Annotated in this window: 22 protein-coding genes and 1 pseudogene; 7 read left to right on the top strand and 16 right to left on the bottom strand. The window is 43.9% G+C overall.

Features of this window, described 5'->3' with window-relative positions; genetic code table 11:
• Window positions 1–72 precede the first annotated feature (72 nt).
• The gene (locus tag C7B70_RS21810) at window positions 73–357 is read right to left on the bottom strand and encodes a nuclear transport factor 2 family protein (protein WP_199192440.1); all 285 of its coding nucleotides are present in this window, start codon (window positions 355–357) and stop codon (window positions 73–75) included.
• A gap of 213 nt (window positions 358–570) precedes the next feature.
• Complete coding sequence (locus C7B70_RS21815) at window positions 571–834, bottom strand: WGxxGxxG family protein (protein WP_106371057.1); 264 nt, start codon at window positions 832–834, stop codon at window positions 571–573.
• Between the two features lie 663 nt (window positions 835–1,497).
• Here C7B70_RS21815 and C7B70_RS21825 point away from each other — a divergent pair.
• Complete coding sequence (locus tag C7B70_RS21825; RefSeq protein ID WP_233221054.1) at window positions 1,498–2,091, top strand: DUF4126 domain-containing protein; 594 nt, start codon at window positions 1,498–1,500, stop codon at window positions 2,089–2,091.
• A gap of 146 nt (window positions 2,092–2,237) precedes the next feature.
• Window positions 2,238–2,564, top strand: a complete 327-nt coding sequence (locus C7B70_RS21830) for a hypothetical protein (protein ID WP_106371059.1) — start codon at window positions 2,238–2,240, stop codon at window positions 2,562–2,564.
• A 67-nt stretch (window positions 2,565–2,631) separates the two neighbouring features.
• On the opposite strand, the gene C7B70_RS28000 is transcribed toward C7B70_RS21830, so the two are convergent.
• From C7B70_RS28000 to C7B70_RS28010, 3 genes are read right to left on the bottom strand one after another with little or no spacing between them, the layout of a single operon-like run.
• On the bottom strand, window positions 2,632–2,949 hold the full coding sequence (locus C7B70_RS28000; RefSeq protein ID WP_233221055.1) for an ATP-binding domain-containing protein: 318 nt from the start codon (window positions 2,947–2,949) through the stop codon (window positions 2,632–2,634).
• Window positions 2,933–3,952, bottom strand: coding sequence for an ATP-dependent RecD-like DNA helicase (locus tag C7B70_RS28005; protein WP_233221056.1), 1,020 nt, complete (start codon window positions 3,950–3,952; stop codon window positions 2,933–2,935). Before C7B70_RS28005 ends, C7B70_RS28000 begins: the two co-directional genes overlap by 17 nt.
• Window positions 3,953–3,994: 42 nt before the next feature.
• Entirely contained in the window at window positions 3,995–4,840 is an 846-nt protein-coding gene (locus tag C7B70_RS28010) for a helix-hairpin-helix domain-containing protein (protein WP_233221057.1), read from the bottom strand.
• A 141-nt stretch (window positions 4,841–4,981) separates the two neighbouring features.
• Here C7B70_RS28010 and topA point away from each other — a divergent pair, with 141 nt between their 5' ends.
• Complete coding sequence (gene topA / locus C7B70_RS21840; protein ID WP_106371060.1) at window positions 4,982–7,192, top strand: type I DNA topoisomerase; 2,211 nt, start codon at window positions 4,982–4,984, stop codon at window positions 7,190–7,192.
• A 266-nt stretch (window positions 7,193–7,458) separates the two neighbouring features.
• On the opposite strand, the gene C7B70_RS21845 is transcribed toward topA, so the two are convergent.
• The 8 genes from C7B70_RS21845 to C7B70_RS21885 all read right to left on the bottom strand — a co-directional run bounded on the left by C7B70_RS21845 (window position 7,459) and on the right by C7B70_RS21885 (window position 15,592).
• Window positions 7,459–8,889: a hypothetical protein gene (locus tag C7B70_RS21845; protein ID WP_106371061.1), complete on the bottom strand. Its 1,431-nt coding sequence runs from the start codon at window positions 8,887–8,889 to the stop codon at window positions 7,459–7,461.
• Window positions 8,890–8,969: 80 nt separating this feature from the next.
• On the bottom strand, window positions 8,970–10,199 hold the full coding sequence (locus tag C7B70_RS21850; protein ID WP_106371062.1) for a helix-turn-helix domain-containing protein: 1,230 nt from the start codon (window positions 10,197–10,199) through the stop codon (window positions 8,970–8,972).
• Window positions 10,200–10,567: 368 nt separating this feature from the next.
• The gene (locus C7B70_RS21855; RefSeq protein ID WP_106371063.1) at window positions 10,568–11,731 is read right to left on the bottom strand and encodes a DUF3102 domain-containing protein; all 1,164 of its coding nucleotides are present in this window, start codon (window positions 11,729–11,731) and stop codon (window positions 10,568–10,570) included.
• A gap of 167 nt (window positions 11,732–11,898) precedes the next feature.
• A complete protein-coding gene (locus C7B70_RS21860) occupies window positions 11,899–12,615 on the bottom strand; it encodes a DUF3102 domain-containing protein (RefSeq protein WP_106371064.1) in 717 nt (238 codons plus the stop codon).
• Between the two features lie 198 nt (window positions 12,616–12,813).
• Window positions 12,814–13,797, bottom strand: coding sequence for a hypothetical protein (locus C7B70_RS21865; protein ID WP_106371065.1), 984 nt, complete (start codon window positions 13,795–13,797; stop codon window positions 12,814–12,816).
• A complete protein-coding gene (locus C7B70_RS21870) occupies window positions 13,794–14,021 on the bottom strand; it encodes a hypothetical protein (protein WP_106371066.1) in 228 nt (75 codons plus the stop codon). Before C7B70_RS21870 ends, C7B70_RS21865 begins: the two co-directional genes overlap by 4 nt.
• A 58-nt stretch (window positions 14,022–14,079) precedes the next feature.
• A complete protein-coding gene (locus tag C7B70_RS27215) occupies window positions 14,080–14,850 on the bottom strand; it encodes a Rha family transcriptional regulator (RefSeq protein WP_199192442.1) in 771 nt (256 codons plus the stop codon).
• A 364-nt stretch (window positions 14,851–15,214) separates the two neighbouring features.
• A complete protein-coding gene (locus tag C7B70_RS21885; RefSeq protein WP_106371067.1) occupies window positions 15,215–15,592 on the bottom strand; it encodes a helix-turn-helix transcriptional regulator in 378 nt (125 codons plus the stop codon).
• Between the two features lie 435 nt (window positions 15,593–16,027).
• Here C7B70_RS21885 and C7B70_RS27220 point away from each other — a divergent pair, with 435 nt between their 5' ends.
• Window positions 16,028–16,912 (top strand): hypothetical protein, encoded by an 885-nt coding sequence (locus C7B70_RS27220; protein ID WP_199192443.1) that lies wholly within the window; start codon window positions 16,028–16,030, stop codon window positions 16,910–16,912.
• Here C7B70_RS27220 and C7B70_RS21895 read toward each other — a convergent pair.
• The 3 genes and pseudogenes from C7B70_RS21895 to C7B70_RS21900 form a co-directional block, all read right to left on the bottom strand.
• Window positions 16,876–17,214 carry a helix-turn-helix domain-containing protein gene (locus C7B70_RS21895; RefSeq protein WP_106371068.1) on the bottom strand — a complete coding sequence of 113 codons (339 nt, stop codon included), beginning with the start codon at window positions 17,212–17,214 and terminating at the stop codon, window positions 16,876–16,878. The genes C7B70_RS27220 and C7B70_RS21895 overlap by 37 nt on opposite strands.
• A gap of 39 nt (window positions 17,215–17,253) precedes the next feature.
• Window positions 17,254–17,379, bottom strand: a complete 126-nt coding sequence (locus tag C7B70_RS28495) for a hypothetical protein (protein WP_255409366.1) — start codon at window positions 17,377–17,379, stop codon at window positions 17,254–17,256.
• Window positions 17,354–18,316 (bottom strand): annotated as a pseudogene (locus C7B70_RS21900) (IS630 family transposase). Before C7B70_RS21900 ends, C7B70_RS28495 begins: the two are co-directional and overlap by 26 nt.
• A gap of 8 nt (window positions 18,317–18,324) precedes the next feature.
• On the opposite strand from C7B70_RS21900, the gene C7B70_RS21905 reads away from it, so the two are divergent.
• The 3 genes from C7B70_RS21905 to C7B70_RS21915 all read left to right on the top strand — a co-directional run bounded on the left by C7B70_RS21905 (window position 18,325) and on the right by C7B70_RS21915 (window position 21,643).
• Window positions 18,325–18,885 (top strand): DEAD/DEAH box helicase family protein, encoded by a 561-nt coding sequence (locus C7B70_RS21905; RefSeq protein ID WP_106371069.1) that lies wholly within the window; start codon window positions 18,325–18,327, stop codon window positions 18,883–18,885.
• A gap of 186 nt (window positions 18,886–19,071) precedes the next feature.
• Entirely contained in the window at window positions 19,072–20,502 is a 1,431-nt protein-coding gene (locus tag C7B70_RS21910) for a strawberry notch C-terminal domain-containing protein (protein ID WP_146134132.1), read from the top strand.
• Window positions 20,450–21,643 (top strand): hypothetical protein, encoded by a 1,194-nt coding sequence (locus C7B70_RS21915; RefSeq protein ID WP_106371071.1) that lies wholly within the window; start codon window positions 20,450–20,452, stop codon window positions 21,641–21,643. The genes C7B70_RS21910 and C7B70_RS21915 overlap by 53 nt, the downstream gene beginning before the upstream one ends.
• Window positions 21,644–21,713: the final 70 nt, after the last annotated feature.

The following is a 21,713-nucleotide window of genomic DNA, read 5'->3' on the forward strand; positions in this document are numbered from 1 at the left end:
GAGCCAGATGAGGCGAAAGCTTCACGTCTGGATCTAACAGAGAGGTGCGGAGCATAATAGCCCCCATCGACTCTAACTACCTCCGGCATCCTCCGGGTGAAAAGAAATCGGCTCCACGTACGGATTGATCTCGGACCATTGCTTCGTCCAGTAAGCGCGGACTTCTTCATGTCCATGGGCAGAACCGCCTTCAAACGCTTTGGGCCAAGCCACGTCAAGAGTCATGGTGGCGAGGGCGGCATCAATATCTCGCGCGTTAAAGGCAGCGTACGCCGCGCGTAGCAGTTCAATTTCTGGTGCAGGTTGATCTGGCATAACAGTCATGGTGAAGAACATACAGCAGAGCTTAACAAGCATTATACAGAATGCTTCTGCATATTTGTTTAATGGAGTTCACAGCTAATGCTGCCTTTAACTCCCGGCTCTGGTCTAAATACGTCTCACCCTACAACCTGAAGTTAGCACGGAAGAACATTTATAGCTTTATTAGTTAAGGAATCGGCTTGATGCTACTCAAGCCGCAATTACTTTTTATTTAGCCTTAATAGCGACGCTATTTTTAAGCTGCTATTAATGGCTAGTACGATGCTCACTGCGTTTATTTGCCAGCCGACCAGCAAGACCGATAAGACCTAGCAAGCCAATCCAACCCCAATCAAAAGCACGCTGACCGCGATCTGCTTCACCATCTCCATAAACTGCTGTGTCCCCAGGAGCAGCATTATTAGGACTTGTAACAGTATTATCTTGGGCAGATACAGGCATGGATAATACTAAAATGCCTAAACTTAAGGTGGCAATACCAGTAGCAATAGACTTAGATAGCCTAGTCATCAAATTTCCTCCATTCGCTCACTCTAGATAACAAACTATTAACTAGCTCTAATAAGGTTATTTAGACTAGCTTGAAAGTAACCCTCTCTAAAGATACAAATTGATATATAAAATATTACTTAAGAGCTAATTTGTCAGTGCATTACTAGCAACAGTTTCTGCTCTTTTAACTTCTTCTCGAAGGTCTGCACGTTTGGCTCCTTGAGTACAAAACCAGAACCAGTCTTCTCCTCCATCTGTTCAGCGAAGTTTTCTACCCACATCGGATAGTTCTCCTGGGCTTATATCTAACTTTTTGAATATCTTGGGCTTGAAGCTCACAGTAATTATTTCTTCGCCTGTATCGATATCAAACTGCTTCAGACCATTTTCCCCCGTTTGCGCGTTTGCGGGAGACTCATTAATATAGTCAATTCTAGCTTTCCTGGTGTAGGCATGATCGATCTCCTTGGATGCGATACTTTTTCTTGTAGCAGTGCTGCTAAGAGGTCTTTTATGGCTAGGAGTCGAGGTGTTTTTTGTTTCCGTGCCTAGTAGAAATGCTACTGTGTATGCGCTACTAAAGCTAAGGTAGTTGTAGTTGCTAACTACAACTAGAATTTTACCTCTCTATTGCTAGATGTTCTTTCTATGCTCAAGCAATAAATTAGTTAAGGTTCACTCTTGATTATCACCTATTCTGATGCAGTGGCTATCTCTATGAATACTTTAGAAAGCATCATTATTGGTTTGACTTTAAGTAGTGCCTGTGGCTTCCGGATTTTTGTCCCACCATTGGTTATCAGTCTCGCGGTAATTTTTGGACATCTACCAATTACATCAGGGTTTGAATGGGTTGGCACTTACCCCGCACTCTGGGCATTTGCGCTTGCTACCGTTGTAGAGATTGGTGCTTATTACGTTCCTGTGTTAGACAATTTACTGGACACGCTTGCTACACCGACAGCACTAGCGGTTGGCACTTTTGTTGCTGCTGCTTTATTTCCAGATAGCGATCCTTTGCTGCAATGGACGATGGCAGCGATTGCTGGTGGGGGTACGGCGGGAATACTCCAAGCTGTAACCGGAATTACTCGTTTGTCTTCCACAGCTTTGACGATTGGGCTAGGCAATGCTGTCGTTGCTACCGTTGAATCAATCGGTGCGATTACCTTATCCGTATTAGCCCTGATAGCGCCTGTAGTCGCAATTGTCTTGGTGGCAACTTTACTGGTAGTTACCTTGACCCGCGTTTTTTCAAAGCAGAGCTATAAGTAGGCAATGACGGTAAATATTTTTCCCTCGAAGCTGGGATCAATTGCTGCAACGCCGACCAATTTAAAGCATTTTGAACGAGCGTAAGTTGTAAGCAAACCAAGGAAAATGCTAATAATTAATCAGTCACTTCGCCTAGATATCAACGCATGAACGCTGTTCAAATTTTCGCTTTAGAAACTTTTTTGGAACGCAATTACTTTGCCAGTGATGAGGAAGGAACAATTGCTAGCATAGGATGTGCATCTTTTTCTACTTATCTGACTAACTCTGACGAAGAAAGCTACTGCTTCTCCTTATATCTGGGCGACTTAGTAGGTTACGAATTTTCTCTGATAGACGAGGCTTATGTTTGGGATGCAGAAGGTTTGGAAGACAGGCTCACCAAGGTTGATTCTCTCAAGCAACTTTTCCAAGACTTTGCCAATCTAACTTTCGATATGACTTTTGAAGAAACCGAAGATACAGAAGCCTAATCAGAATCATGAATAGTTGCAGTTAAAATAAACTATTGAGATTAAAAATTTGACATCTTACTATCAGCTAACCAGTAGTAGCAAGGGTCATTAGCCTCAATCGCTCTTGCAAGTAGGTATAGCGCTGCTGGTCTTTAACTTGCCTGACAACTAAACCAATTGCTTTAGTTGTCCCTACGACAATTGCTAATCTTTTAGCACGAGTTAGACCCGTATAAATCAAGTTGCGCGACAGCATCAAGTAATGCTGCATAAAGACAGGCAAAATCACTACTGGATACTCTGAACCCTGTGCCTTATGAATAGTTACAGCAAATGCTAGTGCTAACTCGTTAATGTCCGCATAGTCATAGGTGACACTCCGCCCTTCAAACTGCACTGTCACCTCTTGTTCCTCGGTGTCGATTGCTGCAATTACCCCTATCACCGTTGAACACCTCGCGGTTGTAGTCATTCACTTGCTGAATTATCCGATCGCCCACGCGCAGCTTCATCCCACATCTAAATAGTTCAGCCTTACCTTGGTACGGTGAATTAAGTAATTCTTGCAGTACCGCGTTAAGATTGCGCGTTCCCACTTCTCCCCTGGTCATTGGGCATAGCACCTGTACATCCTTTGCTGGATCAAAACCTAGTTTGGGAATTACATCTGTTAACAATTCTCGAATACCTTGAACTCCATGTTCAGGTTCGGGAGCGTTTAACCATAAACAATCGGAACGCGGATTTAGAGATACCGATTCAAGACGTGGGTACTGCCCAGAATTAATCCGATGGGCATTGCTGACAATATGGCTTGTTTGAGCTTGGCGAAATACTTGTTCTAAGCGCACTACAGGTACTTGCTTACTTGCAATCAGGTCGCGCAGCACGTTTCCTGGTCCCACTGATGGCAACTGATTGATGTCCCCGACTAAAAGTAATTGGGCATCATTCGGTATTGCTTTCAGCAGCGAATGAGCCAAGAACAGGTCAAGCATTGATGCTTCATCTATACCTACAGCTTGCGCCTCTATTGGATTCTCTAGGTCACGCTTGAATTTCATCGTCTTGGGATCAAATTCCAGTAGGCGATGAATAGTCTTTGCTTCGCAGCCCGTCATCTCGCTCAATCGCTGTGCGGCTCTACCCGTTGGGGAAGCTAGAGCAATTGATTTACCCATTGCTTTCCACAATGCCACAATTGTCCGAGTTGTGAAAGTTTTCCCTGTTCTAGGTACTCCAGTAAGAATTAGGACTTTTTGAGTAGCTGCCATTTCTACCGCTTGCCTTTGCCCAGATGATAACTCCATCCCTGTTGCTTTTGTAAACTTGTCAATCCATCCAACAACTCTCTCTTTATCTACTACGACCGGACGGCTAAACAACTGATGCAGCCGTTTAGCCAAATTCTGTTCGCTGCTAAAGAATGGTAACTGGTAGCAAATAAATTAGTGTTGCCGATGACCCTGCATGACTAACTCCTCGTCCATTGCCATCACATAAATTAGCTCGGTCAATACCTGGGGTGACGGTTGATGGTCAGCTATTGTTAGCCGTTCTACTACTTTTTCGGTCAGTTCTATGTAGGGTAAGAAACAATGACCGTCTTCTGCTGCTTCGCCTAAGACGTGAATAATCCCCGCGCGGTATCGATACTCGCTGTCTGGTGCAATCCCCAAGTTCCGGGCGATCGCATCCGCCGTCACAAAACCAATTCCGTAGATATCCATTGCTAACTGGTACGGGTTATTAGTAACGCTTACAATTGACTCATCGCCATAGTGCTTGTATATTTTCACTGCATAAGTAGTAGAAACACCATGCCCTTGTAAAAACACCATTACTTCTTTAATTGCCTTCTGCTTGTCCCAAGCAGTCTGGATCATCGATACTCGTTTTTTGGCAATACCTGGAACTTCATTCAAGCGTTCAATCGAGTATTCGATGATATCTAGCGTGTCTAGTCCAAAGTGGGCAACAATCCGTTTAGCGGTGACTGGTCCCACCCCTTTAATCAAGCCGGATCCTAAATACTTTTCAATCCCTGTAATTGTGGCAGGTTTAGTTTCCTGATACTGACTCACCTGAAACTGTTGCCCGAATTTGGGATGCTCCCGCCATATCCCAGCTAGTTTTAGTGTTTGACCTGCTTGGATATTAGGAAAGCTACCTACAATCGTCACTAAGTCTCTGTGACGTGAAGATTTAAGCCGCGCTACACTATACCCCGACTTTGCCGAGTGGTACGTCAAGCGTTCTACTACTCCTATCAGTGACTCATCCTCAACCGACACTTTTCTATCCCTCACTAAAAGTAGCGACCGCTCTTACCTCAATTCTTTACTATAAATTACCAGCTTCAAGCAAGGTTCTATACTAATTTCATAGTACACAAATACTATAATTTTATAGTGAAGTGCAAAGGAAAAACTGCCTTGGCGACCAAGCTCCTGATTGTTGAAAGTCCCGGCAAAATCAAAAAACTCAGCCAAATCCTCGGCTCTGACTGGTTGGTCAAAGCAAGCATGGGTCATGTCCGAGAATTAGCATCGGATGGACAAGATGCTTTGGGCTTTGACTTAACGGGTAGTACAGTCACTTGTCGCTTTGTTCTGCGCTCTGGGAAAGGGCAGCAGACTATTAAACAACTACAAGCGGCTGTTCGTCAGGTCAAGACAGTTTTTCTGGCAACCGATTGTGACCGAGAAGGGGAAACGATCGCTTGGCATCTTCAGCAAGCCTTACACTTAAAAAACCCACAAAGAGTCGTTTACACCGAGATTACTCCCGCATCCGTAAAAAATGCGCTCTCTCATCCTCGCCAGCTTGACCAAAACATGGTTAATGCAGGGTTGTGTCGCAGCGTTCTTGATAAATTAGTTGGCTATAAAGGCTCTCCTTTGCTGTGGCAGCTTCAAAATGGGGCGAAAAGCATGGGTCGGGTGCAAAGCGCTACCCTACACATTCTTTGTCAAAGGGAGCAGCAAATCAAAGCTTTCGTTCCTCAAGATTATTGGAACGTTTATGTCAATTACGTTGAGGGGTTTCGCGCCTACTACTTAGGGACAAATCAGCAAAATGATTCACAGCCTTCTGAAACACCACTACTCGACGACACCAGCGACACTAAAGAGCAAACGAACTTTGAGTCAAGCAAAGTTTTAAGTGCAGCCCACGCAGATAGTTTAGTTCAACAGGCAAAAGTTAATCAGCATCAAATCGTCTCTACTGAAGGAAAAAGCACTACTCGTACTCCTCCCCCAGCTTTTGTCACTTCATCTTTGCAACAAGCGGCAGGAACAAGGCTAAAGTTCAGCCCCGAAAAAACAATGCTTGTAGCTCAATCGCTGTATGAGTCAGGATTAATCACCTATATGCGGACTGACAGTATTGCCTTAGCTCCAGAATTTTGTGCAGCCGTCAGGAGTTGGTTGGAAGTACATGACCCTAACAACGTACCGAAGACATTAGCGCAACATAGGCAAGTCAAAGGAGCGCAAGCAGCCCATGAAGCTATCCGCCCTACAGACATCCAGAAGAGAAGCGCCGACTTGCGCGTCCAATTGTCTGCTGATGCTTTTGCCCTGTACGTGATGATTTGGAAGCGCTCTGTTGCCTCTGGGTGCCAAAATGCGAGAATTCGCCAAACACGCATAGTTACTCAATCCGGGAATATTTTCTGGCAAGCTAAGGGACAACTAATTGAATTCCCTGGCTACACCAAATACTGGAACAACATCAGCGCTGATGTCCAACTCCCTAGCTTACGACAGGGGCAAATTCTCACCTTACAACAGGCACTTCATGAGCAGAAACAGACTCAACCGCCGCCACGCTATAGCGAACCCAAGTTAGTCCAAGTTATGGAGCGTAAAGGCATTGGTCGCCCTAGCACTTACGCCGCCACGATTCAAACCCTTAAGCAAAGGCAGTATGCCGAGCTTATTAAAGGTCACTTACAGCCGACTAAACTGGGCTTAGAAGTAGATTGCTTTTTAGCCGATGCCTTGCCCGACTTGCTCCAAACAGAGTTTACTGCCGAGATGGAAAATCAGCTAGATGCAATATCTTCTGGTAAGCAAGACTGGCAAAAATATTTGACTGCGTGGAATCGAGATTACTTTGTACCAGCAATCGCTAAAGCCAAGCAATTTATTCCTCGTCACCTCAGCAACCAGCCTGCTGTTCAATTTGGAGGCTCTTTAAAGCAATTATCTTCAACCCAACCACCGACAAAACAACAATCGGGGCAGCATAACCAATCGCGTACCCGTTGCCCCCAGTGTCAGAATTACTTGGTTAAAATTCCAAGCTCAAAGCTGAAGAAAAAGCATTTTCTCAAGTGTGTCAGTGGTTGTACAGATGTGGTTATGTTTTGGTCAGAGCGCGATAAAAAGTGGCAGCTACCTCAGAAGGGGCAAACCAATAGCCAGTCTGTTGAAACGACAAATGCTCAAATTACTCAGTATTCATGTCCAATCTGTCAAAAACTTTTAGAAGAGTATCGTTACCAGAAGGAAGGTCTGGCAAAAAGTTTGCTACGTTGCTCCGACTCCAAAGCCAGGAGCGATTCTAAGCATAAAGAAGCGGTCTATTTCCACACAACAAAAGGCTGGTGGAGTCCTAAATTCGGCGAATTGCCTTGAAACTTAAATTCTTTAACTATCTTTAGCAGGTCATTATCTACTAACAAGAACTGCTTCCTACCCTAAGAAGTCACAGAATCATCAGTTTCCCTCTTTTTAGCCTCTCCCATTAAGATAGCCAGCTTGTTTTGAACAATGTGGCTTTACCATCGACGCATAGAGTTTTTCTAGGGGACGTGACACTATCATGTCCACAAAACACTCTTTCGTTAACCTTGACGCTAGAAACTAGGCTGTGTTGTATTCCTACACTGGGCTTGGTTTTTTCACTCTTCAATTCTATACTCTCGTTCCAAAAAGCTCAGTAATTTATTTTCTAAGTCAGTCAAATAAATTTGCCGTCCTAAGTCTTTCAATATATTCTTTGCACCTCGGTCAAGTATTTCAATATTTCTCAACTTTTTTATCCGCTTGAGCGTTTGGGGTAACTGACGGCGTACATCGGGCAAGTCAATTGGATCGAGGTTGTCTGGTTTCACAGTTAAGGTGTTGTCGTAAACGTCAACGGCTATTGTAAAGTCTCTCACTTCAAAAGCGATCGCCCAGCAGCCATTATATTTCCGTTCAGCCCCTTCTAATCTAGTCAGGATAAACGGATCGCCAATAGTACAGAAATCACTGGCTTTGACTAAAGGTTTTTCTTTGAGACGCTGCACGATGTCTTTGACAATGCGACCGCTAGGAACTTTGCCGTCGGCTTGCTCTACAGCTTGTTGCCATGCAAAAGTACGATCCTCTAATTTTTGAAGTTTAATTAAAGGTCTAACTTGCTCTAAGGTTGTCGGTAAAAACTGCCGACGATTCGTCGGCAGTTTCTTGATTTCCTCAACAACAATGGAAGCCGAGATTTTTAAGTCAGCACAATCCCGTCCATATCCGAATCTTTCTTTACAATATCCCTCCCAAGACCTATGAGTAGAGCGATACAACCTTTTGTCTCTAAGTTCTCTTAGTGCAGTTCCCGCTTCATAAAATGCTCGTTCTACCTTTAATTCCAACCGATGCCGCTCTTTTTCCTCATCTTCTGTTAATTCCTCGATTTGGGTAGAAATAACCGTTGTGTCAACTGTAACTATGGTTTCAGGCGCTTTTTCATTTAATTCTTCTTTTGACTTAGTAACCATTTGGGTTGACTGGGTAAAACTGGCGCTATGTTTTAACTCCTCATTTCCCTCCTTTGCAGTCTCTAAAGATTCTTGATCAGCTTCTTCAATTTTCTGCCATTCTTCACGCTCAAAAACTATCTCATCGGTTGTCTCAACTGCCCCACGCGCCAATAACCGCTCTACAGTAAAAATTTTGCCAGCTTCTTTATGACCATCAACAATTTCTATGCGATCGCCCACCGCAATAATTTTTGCCATCGCCGCACTATCGAGCTGTAGCATATTTGGCTGTTCTGGGATTTGTAATAAGCCATCCCAACTGACCCAAACTTCACCCATGCCCCCAGGAGTGATTTTCAATTGCTCGACAATTCCAAGTAAGGGTGAATTAAGGCGGTGGACGGGCATTCCAAGTTCAAAAATAGCCCAATCCTGTAAATTTTGGCGCTTACTTACTACCCTTGACAACTCTTGAGCAAGCTGTTTATGTTCCTTTACTTTACTTCGTTGTCCACGCAGGTTGTCTAGACTGCTATGCAGTTGATTTTCTTGCCAAGTCAGCTTTTTTATGTTTTCTGTGACACTAATCATGATTGTTGAGCCTGTCAAAATCTAGTTTTGCTAAAAACAAAGGGAATTAATTAGCCCTTATTCAACTCATTCAACGGTTTTTAGGCGCTGCAAGCCTCATTACTTGAATCAGCCACCATTGCCTCAAGCTCTGCCCAGTCAAGGTGCTTCACTTCACTCCATAGCTTTTGAATGCCATTGGCAAAATAGACCATGATGTCCCCTTCATGGGAACAGGAAAACTGCATTAGTTGCCGCTTCATTGCCTCGCTTGCCCAATCACCCCATCCGCCCCCTGGCTTAGTTGGAACAGGCTTAAGTCCTTTTTTAACTGCAGAGATAAATAAACCTAACCCTGGCTTCTTTTTCCAAGTAGCCAACGCTTGCTTGAAATACAGCATCGCTTGCTCAATACTGCTAGGGTTCTGATTCAACGCATTAGTCAGATTTGAATTAGACCTTAAACTCTCAACGGGTTCATTAAGAACTCGCGCTAATTCTTCTACAAACTGCGAATATCCCTCTAATTTGCACGGTTCCTGAGCCTTGATTGGATAGCTTATTGAGTCGCTCGTTAAATCCCTGTTCATAGAAGGTACAGCTTGTTTACTTCGTTGCCTTGATAGTGATTTAGTTTTGTCTTGACTATCAGCTAAAAATGAGCGCTCCTTAATTTCCGATAAGACAGATTTAGTTTCTGTCACAAAAGAAGCAAATACTGGTTTTAGAGCATCCGTGATGGACTGAGCTAATTGCTGTGATAACTCTAATATCTGTCTATTTGACTTAACTTTCTCCCCATCCCCTGTTTTTTCCCCTTGGGGGGTAAGGGGGGATTGGGGGAGTACCTTATGGGAAATATCTTCAGAGGGAATACCTTCGCCTATCACTTCTGATAGGGGTAGGGGTATCACTTCTGATAGGGGGGTACTACTAGAAGTGATAGGGCTATCATTTTTAGTACCCCTATCACTTCTGATAGGGGTGGGTGATTTAGCCCGTAAGTTAATAAACCCACGAAGCTCCTGTAAACACTCAGAAGCTACCCACTTATGCTGAGGGGTCAGCCGATAAACAGTGCTATATCCTGGACGTTCAATACTCTTAACTAACTTAGCCAATTTGAGTAAGTGTAAAGCTCTCCTTGCTCTACCCAAGCTCATACAGCAAGCACTCGCCATGTTGGTAAGGCTTTCCCACGCTTCCCCATTACCAGCGCGGCGAGTTATCCGGGCATAAATGCGAAATTCATAAGGGTCTAGTCCGTAATCGTCTATTTCGCGTCTGACAAACAGGCTTAATTCACTTTTCTCCTTGACGGCGGCAGTCATAGGACTACCTCCTCTTCTTTGAGAGTAGCCGTAGGGGCTGTAATTCCTAACCTGCCGTTACTTGATACCTTTGAACAAAAAGAATTTGAAATTATTTTTGAAAATAACTTGCCAAAAGGCACACTAAAGCTGCACAATACTATTAATAGCATCGCTTCTTAAACTCCAATTTACGGGTGTGGGTTTAGAGCCTTCGGTGGCGGAAGATATAATCTGTTGTCGCGACAGATTTTCCCTACCAACGAAGCTTATTCAATTGTGAATATTATACGGGATTTAGCAGCCAAAGCTAAACCTCATGAAAGAATTTTATATATTTGTGTAAATGCATATAATTCATTATTTGTCAACTCCTGAAGGTTTGATTTTTAAGAAACTAAACGTTCTGCTTTTAGTCCTGCCTGTTTCCAGTCAGAAATAACAGCACTAACCCGTGTTGGGTCGGGTTCAGCTATTAATGCACAACGGTCTTGGCGGTTAAGAATTGAAAGAATTTCAATCGAAGGCATGAAGCAACTAACTACTACATCTTTAACATTAGAGTACAATATGATGCTCGTTTCTACCATGTCCTCAAATAATCTCACATCTTTGCCTTGAGGTAAATACTTATTAGTAATAATCCGAGTTTCAGCTTCTATTAAAGGCTGCCAATTAGCAATTGGTGGAAAAGCAAATAATAGAACAAGACGCTCTGGGACGTGCGCTAAAAACTTACCAGAGCTAGGATCTCCAGAGTACAATAGATGCTTTTTTCCTAATTGCCACCAAACACCAGGCACATTTACGGGTGTTGAGGTCGAGGGCTGCGGCAATGACAAAGCCTGCTCCGTTGCTGGAGTCAAAACTTGACTAGGGGCAGAAGGCACTTCGACTGAAGTAGGATTACGAATAGCAACAATTTCTTGCTTAATGCGCGGCGGTGGTGTACTAACCAGCGCTGTAGATGATAACTGCGAAACTGGTTGTATTTCTTGTTTTAGGGTTGACTCTAACTTAGCGCTAGATAAAACATACTTTTGTTTAATGTCCTTGGCAGCTTTGTACGTGATAGATTCACCTGAAGCGGCACGAGCAAATGCCTCATCACGGGCAGATTCGGGTGTAGAAGGCGAAGCTAGTACATATAGTGCTGAAGGAGCAAAGTCTACTTCGGACAATTTGTCCACTTTATTTTTCAAATTTTCAGCGACGCTCATAAACCTTCGAGCAGTACGTTCATCCCAGTCAAACTCAGTTTCTAGCCAAGACCCAAAACGCCCATGCCCTAAGCGCTCTTTTACAATAATTAAACGCTGTCCAATCTCAAAGATGCTTTCTACAGTGCGCTTCATCAATCCTCTAATTTCTCCAGTTTGTACTTTTACAAACTGGGAAGTGGAGGCATCAAGAGCGGTGTAATCAAACTTTTTCCAGGCTTTAGGACTAGCAGTTGGCATGAAAATGACACAGGTAAACGTAACAGTGGCATTTTCAATTTTAATGATATTGCTGTCGCTCTGGTTGAAAAACTCACCCAAATATTGGCTCATAGTTTAAAAAATAATTTGTAGTTAAGATATACAAGTCATTGACTCTTATCCAAAATCGTAAATTTTATGGATTTGATTTCCTCAGCTATTTACGTGATTAACGAAATTTACCGACAAAACTTACTTACACCTTGTCCAAAATCGTAAATTTGAGACATTTGCCCCGTCTATCGCTCCGAAAGTTTTTGTTGACCCTGGATAATTAAACGCTCTAGCATTTCTGGACTTAGACGTTCAGACAATGCTTGCCACAGAGCAGCAATTTGACTTTCGTTCAGGAGGTTAAGTTGGGCGCTCAACTCCTGATATTTATCATAGCTTGGGGGATTCGCTATTTCTTTCAATGGATCGCCATCAATATTAACGCTGGATGTTAGCGTATTTTCAGCCCCAATGTTAATAGTTAGAGGATTTAGTTGCGCGGCTTGTTCGTGATGCTGAACGATCTCCTTTGCTTTAGCACGAGTAATTACTTCTCCCGCCTCAGCACGTTGCACAGCCTCATCACGGGCTGCTTTAGAAGTACAATCCGCCGCCAGCAAATACAGTGCCGAAATAGCAATGTTTAAATTGGTAAATTTTACTGATTTGAATTTTCTGTGGACTTGCATGAATTTTCTGGCTGCTGAATCACTCCAATCAAATTCTGTACGCAACCAATCCACAAACTGCCCATGTCCTAGCTCCTGCTTAACTTCACTTAACTTTTCCCCGATATCAATGATATCTTGGGCAGTACGGCGTAGCAAACTCTTAATCTCGATAGTACGTTGTTGAACGACTTTACGAGTCGCTTGGGTTAGCATACCATAACTAAACTCTATTGCTTGGGTAGCAGTGGATAATTCTTCAGAAAAGTTATTACGTCTTCGATGTAAACTCATATTTATTTGCTCCAATATTTTTGTAAAAAACGCGAAAGTCTGATTAGGTAATGCTTTTGGCAACTAGAGATTAAGTTTAATCCAAAGTTTAAAAAAGTAATATTACTTTTTTAAAGGCTCGTGATGGGTATTTCTAACCTATGAATAGGCTTGTTTTTTGATTGAGTCCGATTGCTCCCATCACTGCGCTCCGCGCTATTACTCATTTCCTTTCTCCCCATTAGCAAAGCGCTCACCCTCCCCCCACGACAGACCGCGCAACCCACTCCACAACATTTGACCCCCGCCGACAAAATGCACCATGATATCGCCATCCTGAGAGTGCGAATATTGCATCAACCGCCGCTTAACTGCCTCATCCGCCCATTCTTTCCAACCGAAAAACGCACAAGGCGGGGCAGCATCCTCGGATGGCACACCCTCCTTCAAAGCCTTGACCAGCACCCCTGTTAAATTACAACGCCAATTTTCTTGTACTGCAATTTTCAGTCTTTCGAGCGCCGCCGGGAAATTAGCCCAATACTGTGCGATCGCGGTTTTAACCTGTAGATTAGTTTGAACGTCTGGCGATAAACGAGAAATTTGAGTACAGGCGTTTTTGAATTCTTCACCCGTCGGAGAAATTACAATTTTTTGTTCGGGGATAGGTTGTTCTTCCTCTTTAACTACTTCCCCAGCAGCAGGCAGGCTGTGTTGTGGTTGTACTTGGGATGAATTAGGAATTAGACTTATGTATGCTGTCTGATTTTCTGCTGTCGGCTGTACAAAACCAGGTAGCCGGGAGTCTGATTTTCTGCTGTCGGCTACCTGGTTTTCGGTTGTAGAAATATCTACAGGCGGCGCTAATTCTTGTTTGAGTCTTTCAAAATCGATGGAGTATGCCCAAATATTATCAGTTGCCCAACGCTTGTAGGGGGTCTTTCTCAGTATTCCCATCTCGCAAAGGTGTTTGAGGTGGCGGAAAACTGTGTCTCGACAACATCCAAGAGCTTCGGCTAACTCTTGGTTAATTACATAAACCCAAGGCGGTTTTCCTGCTTTCAGCTTTTGATGAATCCACCCGTCTAGCCAGGATAGGATGTATGCTTTGAACTTTTTAACTCCCCTAAACTTACTAAGATATTCAGTCAAAATATTAGTAGGGTGCTGCACTTGCCCTAGAACTGCTGAGGTAAATGTCATGGCTTCACCTCCTCCAGCTTCTCGCCTGTTTCTGGACTGATGACCCAAAACACTGGAAGACAGTTGCAGTGGTAAATTATGCCGTAGTATTCGTCCATGCCAGAGACAATGCCAAAGCGATCGTACCTGGGGCAGCGATTGTTTTGTGAATCATAGGCGCTATCGCCCGTTAGCGCATCTGAAACCTGGCGATGGTCGCTAGGTTCGTTTAAGAAAGGTGACATAAAATTACCCTAATTTTGAATGTGTAGAAAAACTTGGCTACTTGGAAAAAGAATGCGGTCACTCGCCCAATAGTCGTTGCCGCGACCCTTGCCGCGCTGCCCAAAGCCTGTCTAGTTCTGGTACGTACTCGAATGGGACGAACTGACAAGGCGCGGCAGTCATTGCTGGCTGGATGAAATGATCTTTGCCCATCGATTGCAGCCAATTGACCAAATCTTGGGGCTTTTTCATCCCGTAGCGCCTAGCAAGTTTTGTTTTCGATAATCCCTCGTAGGTTCTGACGGGCCTACCTGAACGATCCACTAATATATTTTTTTCGACAACAATTGGCGGTTGCTCAACGATCGCCTCTGGTTTACCCAGGATCAGCCCCAGCATCCCCGCGCCGTGCATTGTGACGATGGCACTGGAGACTTGCATCAGGCGCTCTTGAGATTGGGCGGCGGCTGTTTGGGCTTGGGCTACTTGAAGCTCCAGCTTGAGGCGTTCGATTTCTTGGGATTGGGCAGGGATGAGTTGCTTGGCTTTGACAAAAGCATCAACTAAGGCATCTTTACAGTCAAGCACTTGCTGGGTATTGCGGCTATAGGTCATTAACAATGTTGACTGTCGCTCATCCAGCCAAGCATAACGAGTATTAGAACCACCGCCCTGAGAGCGTTTCACCACATCTACTTCAAATCGAAGTGGTGATTTCGCCTCTAGTCGTGCTAAATATGTATCGATTGTCTTAAGTAAAGTATGATGTTCGATTCCCAATTCTTGGGCAACTAATCGGGAATCAACAACTAAAATGCCATTACGCTCGGTAACTGTTAGATTAGACATTGGCATAACCTCTACGGTTAAAAGTTAGGTTGTGGTAGGTAGCGATCGTATCTCCGCCAAGAGTTAGGTGATCGCTACTTATTGATAGTGATAAGCAAGTTAATTCCAGGCAAAAGAAATTTCTCTAAGTAAAGCTCTGTTACTTCCTTAAACTTAGTGATAGCGAATTCAACACTTTCTCCCTGGCTAACCGTATCAACTTCAGGGCATTGAGCAACGTAGATATCCTTTTTTTTTGTGGATGATTGTAGTGAAAACTTTGGTAGTCATTAGTTTTCTCTATCCTCTATTCACTCAATGTTTAATTTGTACCAAATACAAAGAAACTACTTGGAAAAAGGAGCATTATACGTACAAAAGGAGTTTAAGCAGACTCAGGTACTTCAGGAAGAACAATGAGAAATGAGCGAGGGTGCTGACGATGGGGTGGAAGATCGTTTTCAGTAAACTTTTTACCTTGCTTTAGCTCACTATTGGGATCGTGTTTAGTATTAACTGCTTGCTCATCATGCTCATCAGGCATAAACCGCAGTAAGTCTCCAGGCTCACACTTTAGGGCTTTACACAAAATATCTAAGGTATTGGTATCAAGCCTAGAAGGTTTTTTGTTTCTCAACTTAGAAATAGTGCCAAGGTGTAGCCCTGTCAAGTTGTGGAGCGTTTGATTGTCTATCTCGCGGTCTGCCATTACAGCCGCCAATCTCCATTTGATAGCCACTGACACCTTAAGAACGTTTCTCATAGATACATTACCTCTTTTAGAAGTGAAATAATCATTTAAATTTCTTAGTTCATCATAACAGATATTTTATTCATTGATACGTTAATTTAATTCACCGAATCGGTTAATATATAAATATAGGGATGAGGAAAGCAATCGCCTCACCGAGAAGCAAAAATCCAGATTTGCACTCAGAACAAGAACTTCAACAACAACAAAGCAGCAGAGAGCGGAACTGCCGAAACACCGCCCGGAACCTGATAACAGCGAAGCGATAAGCAGCAGCAACGGTCAGAGGAGGAAACGCCCACGACAAGGTTTTTATACCCTGCGGACTCCCAAATATAAAAACTTTGTTAATGGAATTAAAACAAGCAAACGACAAAGCCTGTAGCGCTCAACTTTGGTCAGGCGATCGCTTACAGGCTTTGGTTCCTAAATTCATAGGTAACTCAAATGTTAACGCAAGAAAAACGTACAATTCAACTCGGCTCTGAATCTACTCCAAAAATCTGGGATAAAGCAACGACAAAAGCGAGTATTGGTGATACTATCCACGTTCCATTTACACCTGTCATGCAGGTGATAAACAAGGACATTTATACTGATGGTCGAGTATGGCTAAAGGTCAAGCCTAAAAGTGCTTCCTGCTATACAGAGGAGTGGATATTAGACCGAGAAGAAGATGACTTGCTACCCCCTCCACAAATCGAGTTTGAGCAAGCCTTTAATCACGGGCGACTAGACGCAACCGAAAAATCAATCCCACTGTATACCAAAGCAGAGTGCGATTATTCCAAAGGGTATGTCGAAGGCTATAACGCATTAGCCAAGCCTCCTGTACCAACTCCTCCTCCTAACCCCCGTACCTGGTCAGTCACGTACAACAGCAATTGGCAATGGTATGTAGTTTGGGTGGGCGATCGCGCTATAGGTCGAGCCAATAGCACCACCGCAGCCAATGGCAGTGAACGAGAACAAGTGATGCCGTTAATTGACCGCATTAAAGTCAATAATAATCAACCCGGTAGAAATAGCAAACGAGTCAAAGTACTAGCGGCGGATAAAGGTTACGATTCCAAGGATTTGCGAGCGGCGTGGTGCGTAAACGTGGGATTAGACCACAGTTACCAAAACGCAGTTGGAAGACAAGGAAAAATCGGGGTAGACCAATTAAAATATCAGTCCCACGTTTCCAACAAGAACGCTGCGAGCGCATGGTTTCAAAGAAAATATCGCAGGCTTGTTGTTCGATGGGAGAGAATTTCTGCTTATTTCAATGCTTTTATTTCCCTTGCCACAATTCACATTTGGATCAGTAGAATTTTATTACTGGGATAGATTCCTGGTATCCAACAGCGAGGACAAATCTTTAACTGCTGTATGGCTGCTATCGGAACACCTTTGGAAACTGCCTCTAGATATTGGGCTAAAACCTGCAATGCTTTTGATAATCCTGCCAAGGATTTAGAGTTAAGCCTAGTTGTTTTACCCAACTCAATTTTGCCTACACTTTGCAAGTGCATTCCTGCTCGTTGTGCTAGTTCTGCCTGACTCATACCAAAAGCCGCCCTCCTGCGCCGTACGTACTCGGCAAGAGTTTCTCCTGAGAGAGGTAATTTATCATCCTCACTAATATGCATAAAAGTATACTAATAAATTTTAAATAAAAGTATAAGTAGTTAGGTGGAATTAAACTTAAAACGCTCAACGGTATAACCACCTTTAAGACTACGAGATTCCATTCCCTCCATGATTGCCAGGGCTAAATCATATTCATCCTCAAACATCCGCGAGGGCAATTTCATGAGTTTTGAGTTGATGCCACTGATCTTCAATCCGGTTCATTTCGGAGCAATATGGTGGGAGGAAGAACAGGAATAAGCCTTGCTCGAACCAGCGTTGCCACTGTTGACGAGTTAAGTGACTTTTATGCAGGGAACCATTATCTTGAACCACAACGGTCATCCGCCCTGTGTCCCTCAAATTCTGGGCAGCAAGCTCGGCAACCCAATCAATGACTTCAATGTAACTTGCACTCTTGAAACTGCCACTTGCTTTGGCATACTTAAAGCTTTTATCTGGTTGCCACAGACCTAAAATACTGATGCGTCCCTTAGGTCGGTCAGTCTGCTCAATACGCTTTTGTTCGCCCACGCGGCTATAACTATAACTTGCTGGACTCCATAACTTTTAGCCTGACTCATCCAGGTACATTAGTTCAATGTAACCGAACCAGTGCTACGTGTTTGAGTGCATCCAACTGAGCTTGTTTGCAGCGTTTGTACCCAGAATCTTGTTTGGCTTGATGACTGTGCCGCGTACGTTTCCATCGAAACCCCTTTTTTGCAGTACATGCCGCAAACGGTCTGGACTTAGTTCTACATTTCGTTCCTGAGATAACTTTAGGGCTAGTTGGTGACTCTTGTATGTGCGCCCATCAAGCTCTAGACACTTTTCCAGATATTGCATATCTGCCTCTGACCATTTAGGTTTTGCTCCCCGTCCTGTTTCTGACTACAAGCCGCCTAACCCCTTTGCTTGCCAACGTCTAATCGTCGCTCTTACCGTATGCTCATGGCACGTAAAAATTTCTGCAATTGCTGGCACTGTCCATCCTTGGGCGTTCAGTCGCCACCTATGGGCGCGCTCTCTTGTTCGCTGCGGTACACCGTTAGCTACTCGTAATTCTGATAATGTACAGTCTTCTGACTCTGTTAAAACTAGGCGAATAGGAGCAGGCATTAGAAAGATTGCCTCAGTACAGAAAACACATCCCTTTTATTTTACATTTTATTGTAGCCGCCTACTTAGCTTTATCTATTTATAATCATGAGTTTGAAGATAAAGCTACTTTAATAGGTCACGATACAGGGATTGGTAAAACTCGAATTATCTGCGTAGCGCGATATGCAGAACAGAGAGGGTTGATTCCCACCATTGTGACTGTCGATCCAGTACTCTACGGTGATATTTTGTCACGAGATGCTGTAGATACGGGAAATGATTTTAATCCTCTGATTACAAATAATGAATATAAATTAACTCTACGCTCGAATGATGGTAGACAAATAGGAGAAATTAGCACTCCCAGCAATCAATTTGAGAGACTTAGGCAATACACCCAATCTGGTAACATTGGACAACACAACTGTGTTTTCACGACTTACGGACAATTAACAGGCCCAGCAAGTGTAGAGCGACGAGAATTATTACAATCACTTGCTCCTAAGACGTTCCTAATTCTGGATGAAAGCCATAAAGCCGGGGGTCCTGCCGGAGATAACCAACAGAACAGAAAGAAAAATTCTTAAGTTTCCTCCTGTACTGAGTTCTTCCAATCTCTAGTTAAGGAAACCAAAGGATTTGTAGCGTCCAGCGCCACTGCCATTAAAGACCCCATCGTTGCCGCCCGACTATTCTACGAAACCACCGATTTAAAACTAGCCGCCACCGACCAAGACAAATTTGCCGCTCACCTCAAAACAGGTGGCGTACCATTGCAGCAGCAAGTATTTTCGATGTGGGCAGAATCCGGCGGCTGCATCCGTTGTGAAAAGTCTTACGAAGGAGTTGAGTTTGGCGTTGCTAAGTACCCCGTTGACCTGCAAACAGCAGAAACCAATTCAAAAATTCTCAACTTAATTTGGCAGTTTGACTATATCAAGGAAAAAGTAGTCAAAGAAATTAGCGGCGATTACGCCGATGCTGGGGAAGCAGCACGTAAAAACAACCCAGCGCTGGGGGGCGCAGGAGCTAGTAGCACGATTTTTACGAGCGTCCTACATAACCTAACAGCAGTTACAGCTTTGGGATTGAAAGCTGAGGAAACAGCAAACGCAGCGATTGCGGATATTGAACAGGGACGCAAGCCGATTCTAATGCTGTTCAACACGATGGAGTCAACCGTTAGAGATTTTGTAGATAGTCACAACCAACTACCTGCCATCCACAATGCCGAGTTTCCCGATAGTCCTATGCAGCCAATTAGAGTTGGCGATGACATTACGATTAATGCTGGGCAATTATTCACGCGCTACTTGGAAAAAGCAAGGTCGATTAAAATTACCGAGCTGTACTTGGATGAGCTAACGGGAAAACAAGTAACTCGTACTCACCGCTTAACTGATACAGAGATAGGAATCGAAGGCGTTGCCGCTTTCAATAAAGCAGAATCGGCGATCGCAACAGCAGACTGGAGCAAGCTACCAATCTCACCAATTGACTACATCAAACAAAAAATCGAAGACGCTGGACATTCCATTGGCGAAATTACTGGACGCACCCATGTTCTCAAGTACGGCTCTGCCGAAGACCTGGCATCGGGGGTAGTAACTTACCAAACCAGAGAACGCGGCACGGCACAAAAAAAGCAAGTGATGGATGATTTTCAAAACGGTAGAGTGGACGCGGTAATCACTAATTCAACTACTGGGTACTCCCTCCATGCCTCACGAACAGTCGCCGACCAACGGCAAAGAGTAATGTACATTGTGCAGCCGCACCTGGACGTTAACCAAGTTGAACAGTCCATCGGGCGATCGCATCGTAGCGGACAAGTTAACCCAGCACTTCACCCTCCTGACAAGCTGGATGAGGGAGGACAACCAATGTGGGGGCAGTATTCTGGTACGTTTGGGTTGCCAGCATTTAAGTTGGTAGTAGGGCAAGATTTACCTACCGAAGAAAGGGCAGTGGCAATCTTAATGAAGAAGATGAGCCACCTGAAAGCTAACACTACGGGTAATAGCTCCTCTAGCTTCGGTTTAGCAGATATGCCTGACTTCATCAACGATTATGGGAATGAAGTAGCGCAAAACTTAATGGAGCAAAATCCAGACCTCCATGAAGATTTAGATTTCTCCCTAAGTGGAGTCGATGGATTTAAAAACCCCCAAGCAATCGTTGGCTCGGCAGGCGTGGCTGTATGAAACTTTGACTTCTGACTATAAGGAGTTACTAACCGAGAAAATTGCCCTGGGTGAGAACGAGTTAGAGGCACAAAAGCTAGATTTGCAAGCGGAGCCAGTATCGCGGCTAGTCCTTAATCTTGGAAATCCCAATGTTGATAGCCTTTTCACTAAACCCGCGTATTTAGTCGAAGTTCAAGCCAAGACAGGGGCTAAACCTAATACCACCGAGCAAGTTATTAATGCTGTACGGCGGGAGTTGGGTTTTGAGCCTGTTGCTGATAAGAGCGATAACGCATTATTTGACGTGCGAGAAAAAGGTGAAGTAGGAGCAAACCAACTGGTAGAGCAATTAAGCGGCAGCGTGGGGGAGTATCTAGCTCGGCAAATCGAGCGGCATGGAAAAGAACTGTATTTAACTCATTATCTTGCCGATGATTATGGGGATTTATTTCTGGATGCGGAAATGGTTTTTAATATTTCTGCTCAAGGACAATTAACTCTGACGCAAACGGCTAGTCAAAATCCGTTAACGGGCTACGAGTATCGCACTAAGGGAGATCGCTCTTTTGGTCAAATATTCTCTCGTAACCTGATAGAGCAGGGGTTTGGCAAAGCTGCACTATCAGCATTTCAAACCAAACAACAGTCAGCATCGGTGCAGTCACCAGCTTTAGTAGAGGTTGAGAATCTACACCAAACAGCATCAGGACTTGCACAAATCCCAGTAGAAGTTGAGAATCTACAGCAAACAGAAGCTCCTCAACAGTTAGAGAAAGCCGCCGCCGTTGCTCTGAAAGCTAACGAGCAGCCCTTCGAGCAAGCACCCACCGTCGCAACTGTTGTTAGTAATCCGATAGTACAAAAAGTTGTAGAGCCATCGTTGCAACCGCAAGAGGTAGCAACCAAAGAACCAGTTAAACCTAAATCATCTTTGAAGTCTTCTGCCAGCACTCAAGTTCAAATTGAAGCACCTTTTGGAGTCCAGTTAAGCTTGTTTGATATTGGGTTAAACCAAACGGATGCCACCGGACTTAAGAGCGCACCTCTTGGCGTTATCCAGGCAGAAAAAGAGCCAAAGAGGACTGCAAATCAAGTAAAAGAATCTGTACAAAGCGTTAAAGAGACTGTTATAAATACGCAGCAGGTAAAAGCTAAGTAGACGGTTACAATAAAATATAAGATAAAAGAGATGTGTTTTCTGCACGGGGACAATTTTTTAAATGCCTGCT

Origin of the sequence: Chlorogloea sp. CCALA 695 (genome assembly GCF_003003885.1) — a bacterium.
Classification (GTDB): Bacteria; Cyanobacteriota; Cyanobacteriia; order Cyanobacteriales; family Chroococcidiopsidaceae; genus Aliterella.

Excerpts from the sequence above, each read along its gene's own strand:
- C7B70_RS21870 (WP_106371066.1), bottom strand. The coding sequence starts at position 14,021 with ATGTCACCTTTCTTAAACGAACCTAGCGACCATCGCCAGGTTTCAGAT.
- C7B70_RS21815 (WP_106371057.1), bottom strand. The coding sequence starts at position 834 with ATGACTAGGCTATCTAAGTCTATTGCTACTGGTATTGCCACCTTAAGT.
- C7B70_RS27215 (WP_199192442.1), bottom strand. The coding sequence starts at position 14,850 with ATGTCTAATCTAACAGTTACCGAGCGTAATGGCATTTTAGTTGTTGAT.
- C7B70_RS21855 (WP_106371063.1), bottom strand. The coding sequence starts at position 11,731 with ATGAGCCAATATTTGGGTGAGTTTTTCAACCAGAGCGACAGCAATATC.
- C7B70_RS21895 (WP_106371068.1), bottom strand. The coding sequence starts at position 17,214 with ATGCATATTAGTGAGGATGATAAATTACCTCTCTCAGGAGAAACTCTT.
- C7B70_RS28495 (WP_255409366.1), bottom strand. The coding sequence starts at position 17,379 with ATGAAATTGCCCTCGCGGATGTTTGAGGATGAATATGATTTAGCCCTG.
- C7B70_RS21915 (WP_106371071.1), top strand. The coding sequence starts at position 20,450 with ATGGATTTAAAAACCCCCAAGCAATCGTTGGCTCGGCAGGCGTGGCTG.
- C7B70_RS21845 (WP_106371061.1), bottom strand. The coding sequence starts at position 8,889 with ATGATTAGTGTCACAGAAAACATAAAAAAGCTGACTTGGCAAGAAAAT.
- C7B70_RS21865 (WP_106371065.1), bottom strand. The coding sequence starts at position 13,797 with ATGACATTTACCTCAGCAGTTCTAGGGCAAGTGCAGCACCCTACTAAT.
- C7B70_RS27220 (WP_199192443.1), top strand. The coding sequence starts at position 16,028 with ATGTTAACGCAAGAAAAACGTACAATTCAACTCGGCTCTGAATCTACT.
- C7B70_RS21885 (WP_106371067.1), bottom strand. The coding sequence starts at position 15,592 with ATGAGAAACGTTCTTAAGGTGTCAGTGGCTATCAAATGGAGATTGGCG.
- C7B70_RS21850 (WP_106371062.1), bottom strand. The coding sequence starts at position 10,199 with ATGACTGCCGCCGTCAAGGAGAAAAGTGAATTAAGCCTGTTTGTCAGA.
- C7B70_RS21830 (WP_106371059.1), top strand. The coding sequence starts at position 2,238 with ATGAACGCTGTTCAAATTTTCGCTTTAGAAACTTTTTTGGAACGCAAT.
- C7B70_RS21860 (WP_106371064.1), bottom strand. The coding sequence starts at position 12,615 with ATGAGTTTACATCGAAGACGTAATAACTTTTCTGAAGAATTATCCACT.
- C7B70_RS21810 (WP_199192440.1), bottom strand. The coding sequence starts at position 357 with ATGCTTGTTAAGCTCTGCTGTATGTTCTTCACCATGACTGTTATGCCA.